Source organism: Streptomyces sp. NPDC087428 (assembly GCF_044744085.1).
Classification (GTDB): domain Bacteria; phylum Actinomycetota; class Actinomycetes; order Streptomycetales; family Streptomycetaceae; genus Streptomyces.
Genome location: NZ_JBIUXR010000001.1, coordinates 811,347 through 817,346, shown reverse-complemented (window position 1 = coordinate 817,346; position 6,000 = coordinate 811,347). Strand labels below are relative to the sequence as shown.

Annotated in this window: 5 protein-coding genes and 2 rRNA genes; 2 read left to right on the top strand and 5 right to left on the bottom strand. The window is 70.0% G+C overall.

Features of this window, described 5'->3' with window-relative positions; translation table 11 throughout:
* Both ACIO3R_RS03680 and rrf read left to right on the top strand, forming a co-directional pair.
* Positions 1-73, top strand: a 23S ribosomal RNA gene (locus tag ACIO3R_RS03680); the annotation flags it as partial.
* 79 nt (positions 74-152) lie between these two features.
* Positions 153-269 (top strand): 5S ribosomal RNA (gene rrf / locus ACIO3R_RS03675).
* 160 nt (positions 270-429) lie between these two features.
* On the opposite strand, the gene ACIO3R_RS03670 is transcribed toward rrf, so the two are convergent.
* Genes ACIO3R_RS03670 through ACIO3R_RS03650 form a run of 5 tightly spaced genes read right to left on the bottom strand, consistent with a single transcriptional unit; the run spans position 430 to position 5,866 of the window.
* A complete protein-coding gene (locus ACIO3R_RS03670; protein ID WP_385037718.1) occupies positions 430-1,740 on the bottom strand; it encodes a DUF58 domain-containing protein in 1,311 nt (436 codons plus the stop codon).
* Positions 1,741-1,751: 11 nt separating this feature from the next.
* Positions 1,752-2,753: an AAA family ATPase gene (locus tag ACIO3R_RS03665; protein ID WP_385037721.1), complete on the bottom strand. Its 1,002-nt coding sequence runs from the start codon at positions 2,751-2,753 to the stop codon at positions 1,752-1,754.
* Complete coding sequence (locus ACIO3R_RS03660) at positions 2,750-3,976, bottom strand: DUF4350 domain-containing protein (RefSeq protein WP_402102908.1); 1,227 nt, start codon at positions 3,974-3,976, stop codon at positions 2,750-2,752. The genes ACIO3R_RS03665 and ACIO3R_RS03660 overlap by 4 nt, the downstream gene beginning before the upstream one ends.
* The gene (locus tag ACIO3R_RS03655) at positions 3,973-4,662 is read right to left on the bottom strand and encodes a DUF4129 domain-containing protein (protein ID WP_402102906.1); all 690 of its coding nucleotides are present in this window, start codon (positions 4,660-4,662) and stop codon (positions 3,973-3,975) included. The genes ACIO3R_RS03660 and ACIO3R_RS03655 overlap by 4 nt, the downstream gene beginning before the upstream one ends.
* Before the next feature lie 4 nt (positions 4,663-4,666).
* Positions 4,667-5,866: a glycerophosphoryl diester phosphodiesterase membrane domain-containing protein gene (locus ACIO3R_RS03650; RefSeq protein ID WP_402102903.1), complete on the bottom strand. Its 1,200-nt coding sequence runs from the start codon at positions 5,864-5,866 to the stop codon at positions 4,667-4,669.
* Between the last annotated feature and the right edge of the window lie 134 nt (positions 5,867-6,000).

Here is a 6,000-nt window from a genome sequence, read left to right as displayed (position 1 = left end):
GTTGATAGGCCAGATGTGGAAGCCCGGTAACGGGTGGAGCTGACTGGTACTAATAGGCCGAGGGCTTGTCCTCAGTTGCTCGCGTCCACTGTGTTAGTTCTGAAATAACGAACGGCCGTGTTGTGTTCCGGTGTTGGTTAATTTCATAGTGTTTCGGTGGTCATTGCGTTAGGGAAACGCCCGGTTACATTCCGAACCCGGAAGCTAAGCCTTTCAGCGCCGATGGTACTGCAGGGGGGACCCTGTGGGAGAGTAGGACGCCGCCGAACTCCTTTTATAGTTAAGCCCCGTGCCCTTGTGGCACGGGGCTTTTCTGCGTTCCCGACCAGAAAGGGCTTGAACGGATACACGAGGGTCACGTCTGTCCGTCCTTCCGCCCGTCCTTCCTTACGTGCCCGCCTGATCCGATCAGGTGCGGCCGCAGCCTCGCTACAGACGGCCTGCTGCCTTGAGAGCCAGGTAGGCGTCGGCGAGCGCCGGCGCGAGGGTGTCGGGAGTGGCGTCGACGACAACTACGCCGCGGCGCTGGAGCCGGTCCGCCGTTTGACGCCGCCGGGCCTTGGCCTGGGCTCCGGCAGCCGCCTCGTAGATCGCGTCCACTGTGCCCCTCGCACTGGCCATCTCCTCGATGTGCGGGTCGCTGACGGCCGCCAGCAGCACGGTGTGCCGCTGGGTCAGGCGGGACAGGACAGGCAGCAGGCCCTCCTCGACGGGGGCTGCGTCGAGACTGGTGAGAAGCACGATCAAGGAGCGGCGAGGGGCGCTGGCCAGAGCCGTGGCACTGAGGCCACGCGCATCCGTTTCCACAAGCTCCGGTTCGAGCGGCGCCATCGCGTCGACCATGGCCGACAGGACTTCCCCGGCCGCCCGGCGCTGAACGCGAGCGCGAACACGGCGGTCGTAGGCGAGCAGATCCACGCGATCGCCGGCCCGGGTGGCGAGAGCGGTCAGGAGCAGGGCAGCGTCCATCGCCGCATCGAGACGAGGGACGTCACCGACCCGCCCCGCCGAGGTACGGCCCGTATCGAGGACGACGAGGATGTGACGGTCGCGCTCGGGGCGCCACGTTCGCACGGCGACGGCAGACTGCCGGGCGGTCGCACGCCAGTCGATCGAGCGGGTGTCGTCGCCCGGGACGTAGGTACGGAGACTGTCGAACTCCGTACCTTCGCCGCGGGTCAGGACACTGGTGCGGCCGTCGAGTTCTCGCAGCCTGGCGAGACGGGACGGCAGGTGCTTGCGACTGGTGAAAGGCGGCAGGACCCGGACCGTCCAGGGCACTTGATGACTGCCCTGGCGCGCCACGAGACCCAGCGGGCCGTACGAGCGGACGGTGACCTGCTCGGCCCGTCGGTCACCACGGCGGCTGGGGTGCAGCAACGTGGTGACGCGGCGGCGTTCGCCGGGCGGGACCACCAGTTTGTGGCGAGACGCGGACTGTTCCGTGCCAGGTCGCCAACTGCTGGGAGGCCAGGCGTCACGGAGGTGTGCCCGCAGGCGGCGGCGGGAACGATTGACTACGGTGAGTTGCACTTCCGCGGCGTCACCGAGTCGAACGGTTGTATCACCAGATCGGGTGAACTGGAGCGGGCGCACTGGCGCAGCCAGGGCATAGTCGCACAGAATTGCTAGAGACAGCGGGGCGTTGACCGCGAGCATGCCCGTCCAGCTCGGGGCCAGGATGCCTACAGGGAGTGACCCCAGAGCGGCGAGCAGCGCGGTGCGTCCGGTGAGGGCCACGATTCACCGCCTCATCGGGGTACGGGGACTTGGGCGAGGACTGCGGTGATGACGGAGTCGGGGGTGACACCTTCCATCTCCGCCTCGGGCCGCAGCTGGACGCGGTGGCGGAGTGCGGGGAGGGCCAGTGCTTTCACGTCGTCAGGAATCACGTAGTCGCGGCCCGTGAGCCAGGCCCATGCGCGGGCGGTGGAGAGCAGTGCAGTGGCACCTCGGGGGGAGACCCCGAGGGAGAGCGAGGGGGAATCACGCGTGGCACGACAGATATCTACGACGTAGCCGGCGATCTCGGGGGAGACGCTGGTCGTGGCAACAGCGGTGCGAGCGGCTTCCAGGTCGGCCGGTCCTGCGACCGGACGTATGCCCGCTGCCTTGAGATCACGGGGGTTGAAGCCGTCGGCATGGCGGGTCAGGACGTCGATCTCGTCCTCACGGGACGGAAGAGGCACCGTCAGCTTGAGGAGGAAGCGGTCCAACTGGGCCTCGGGGAGCGGGTATGTGCCCTCGTACTCGACCGGGTTCTGGGTGGCCGCGACCAGGAAGGGGTCGGGGAGGAGACGCGGGGTTCCGTCAACGGTGACCTGGCGCTCCTCCATCGCCTCCAGAAGGGAGGACTGGGTTTTGGGAGGAGTTCGGTTGATCTCGTCGGCGAGCAGCAGGTTGGTGAAGACCGGTCCCGGCTGGAAGGAGAACTCTGCGGTGCGGGCGTCGTAGACGAGGGACCCGGTGACGTCACTGGGCATCAGGTCGGGGGTGAACTGGACGCGCTTGGTGTCGAGTTCGAGTGATGCCGCGAGGGCCCGGACCAGGAGGGTCTTGGCCACGCCCGGGACGCCTTCGAGCAGGACGTGACCTCGGCAGAGCAGTGCGACGACGAGTCCGGTGACTGCCGGGTCCTGTCCGACGACGGCCTTGGCGATTTCGGAACGCAGCGCTTCCAGGGAGGCGCGGGCCGTGTCGTCGTTCCTGATGGTCTCGGCTGTCCCGGCGGGAACGGGGGGCGGGGCGGTCATGAGGTACGAACCTCCCTTTCGAGGGAGTCGAGTTGGTCTGCCAGAAGGACGAGTGCGGCGTCGTCGGAAGGAGCCGAGCCGAAGATCAGTTCTTGGAGGCCGCTGTCGGTCGTGCCCAGGCGCGCGGAGACGGCGGGCAGGAGTGCGGCGGGGGAGTGGGCATCCCGTGGGGAGACGCCGACGAGAGGGGCGATACGGGTGCGGGAGGCGTGGCGCAGCGAGTCGGCGGCCCGGTCGCGGGCGTTGGTCTTGCGGTGGAGGCGGGCACGGCCCTCGGTGGACTCGGAGGCGCGGATGGCCACGGGCAGCCGTTCGGCGATCACGGGGCCCAGCCGACGCGCCCGCCAGACAGCGGCAAGTACGGCGGCGAGTGCGAGTTGCAGGGTGCCCCACAGCCAGCCCGGGGGGATCAGGTCGATGAAGCTGCTCTCGCCGCCCGCGCTCTCGTCATCCGCACCGCCGTCATCGCCTCCGCCGCTGGTCGAGGCGGAGCTGTCGGTAAGCGAGGGGAGGTACCAGACCAGATGCGAGTGGGAACCGAGGAGTTGAAGGGCCAGCGAGGCGTTGCCCTGCTTGTCCAGACGGTCGTTGTACAGGATGTCCGGAGAACCGAGGAGGACGGTGTCCCCCGCGGCCGGCTGCCGGAGGAGCAGCAGGGAGGGAAGGCCGTCGGCCGGGTAGCAGGCGACGGTGTCGAGGCTGTCCGAGGAGTAGCGGAAGCCGCCCGCCTCGACGGCGCCGGCCTGCCGGGCCGCGTCCAAGGAGCACCGCGGGGCACGAGTGGTCACCGGGGCGGGGGACTCTGCCCGGATACCGGGGGCCAGTGTGCCCACGGAGGGAGGACCCGCTGCGAGGAGTACGGTCCGGCCCGCGGTCCCGGTGGTTGCCGCGCGGAGCGTGTTCTGCTGGCCCGGCGTCAGCAGGTTGGGCGCGGCGACGAGGAGTGTCGTGTCGGGGCCGACGGCGGATGTGGCGTCCTGGAGCGTGGTGACGACACGGACGGAGACGCCACGGTCCTTGAGGAGTTCGGCGACGGCCCGGCTGCCGTAGCGGTCCGAGGAACGAGGGTCGAGACGTCCGTGCCGGTCGCCGGAGTGGGTGGCCGCCAGGGCGACTCCGGCGGCCACGAGCACGAGGACGGCGAGCAGCAGTCCGCGTATGCGGTTCCAGACCTGACGGGGGGTCGGGGCGGCCGAGGAGGAAGGGGCGGTGACCGCGGTCATCCGGCGGCTCCCCTGACGGCGCCGGTCAGCTCGGGCCTGGTGGACCCGACCTCCACGTCCAGGGCGAGCAGGGTCAGGTATGCCTGTTCGTCGGCGGTGCGGCCACCGTATGTGACGTCGTCGAACTGCCGGGCCGCCGCGAGCAGTCGCGTGGCGTGCGCGGGGAGGGGGTGGCCGGCTTCCGCCGCGGCTTCATCGGCGGTGCGGCCGGGGCGTGGGTCCAGCAGGGCGCGTTCCTCGAGGGAGCGGACGATGGCCCGCATCCGTTCCTGGACCGCCTGGTTCCAGCGGCCGGCGGCGGCGTGTGTCTCGGCGGCTCTGCGGTGCTCCGCGGCACTGTGGGGGCCGCTCTCGAAGAGGGCGTCCGACGGTCCGGGGCCGCGCTGCGGGGTGCCCAGCCGCCACCAGAGCGCGGCGACCAGAGCGAGAACGACCAGTACCAGTACGACCAGCCCGGCCGGGCCGCCGGGGGCGACGCCGGAGGCCGACGAGAGGAGATCGCCGATCCACTGCCACAGGTGGTCGAGGGCACGTTGGAGGAGGTTCGGGTCGTTCTCGTGGTACATCGGTTTGGACAGTTCGTGCCGTGCCGCCTCGCGGGCGGGCACCCGTGGGGTGTCCACGGGTATGTCGCCGCTCGCCCGGACCAGCAGCCGCGCCGCCGCCGTGCCGCCCACCCCCGACACGTCGTCAGCTCCTGTTGTCGTAACCCGGCAGACCGGCTGCCCTGGCGAGTTCGAGGTCGAGTGCCTCGCGCCGGATGCGCTGGTCCACGTAGAGCAGCGCCATGACACCCGCGAAGAGGGGGTAGGTGATCGTTGCGATGACCACGTCTCCGATGCCGGAGATGATCAGGAACGACCAGCCGAAACTGTTGGCGCCCTCGGTGAGGAAGGCGTCCAGGCCGCCGCCGTCCGCGACCACCGCGATGATGCCGAACGGGATCCCGATGACCAGGGTCACGATGAGTGTCAGCAGCCAGGTGAGCGCCAGGATTCCGAAGGTCCGCCACCATGCGCCCCGGATCAGCTTGGCGGAGCGTCGCATCGAGGCGGTGATCGACTGCCGCTCCAGCATCAGTGCGGGGGAGGCGAGGCAGAAGCGGACCATCAGCCAGACCAGCACGACACACGCGGCGAGAAGCCCGAGGAAGGCGAGCCCGACACCTGCCGTGTCGCCGAGCAGGAAGCCGGGCAGGAGCCCGACGGCCATGATGCCCACGGCCATGACACCCAGCAGCAGGGTCAGGCCCAGCAGCGGGAGCAACCGAGGCCGGGCCTCGGCCCACGTGTCGGAGAGGGTGACGGGGCGGCCGAGCACCGAGCGGCTGATCACCACGGCCAGCACCCCTGTGGTGAAGATCGTGGCGAGCATCGTGATGAGCAGGGGCGGGGCAGTGTTCAGCAGGCTGGACTGGAGCGAGTCGGCTGCCTGGCGCAGAGCCTCCGAGCCCGTGGCGTTCGCGTCGATCGACGGGGGATCGGGCAGCAGATAGCGGTCCACGAGGATGATCGCGGTCTGGACGATCACGGAGACGGTGAGTGTGATGCCGAGGACCGTGCGCCAGTGGTCGCGCATGGTGGATACGGCGCCGTCCAGGATCTCGCCGACGCCCAGGGGCCGGAGCGGGATGACGCCGGGCCGTGCCGCGTCGGGCCGTCCCCAGCCGGGCCCCTGGGGCCGGCCGCCCCAGCCGGGGGCGGGAGGCGGTGCGCCGGGGCCGGGACCGGAACTGCTCGGCGGGGACCACTGCCCTGCGGGCGGCTGCGTGGGAGACCAGTTTCCCGCAGGTCCGCTGCCGTCGACAGGCTCGGAAGGCCGGGGGATACCCGCCTCCTGGCCGTCGGAGGGGGCAGATCCGGGCGAGGCCCAGCCCGGAGTGTCGTTCATTCTCGCTCCTTAACGGTCCTGTCCGCTCATCGGGGCGTCAGGTTGCCAGCCATCGTGCCACGCGTTGCACCCGTCCGGGCCTGGCGCTCTATCTCCTTCGACCCTTCATTTGTGGGCGGCTCACCGGGCAGACT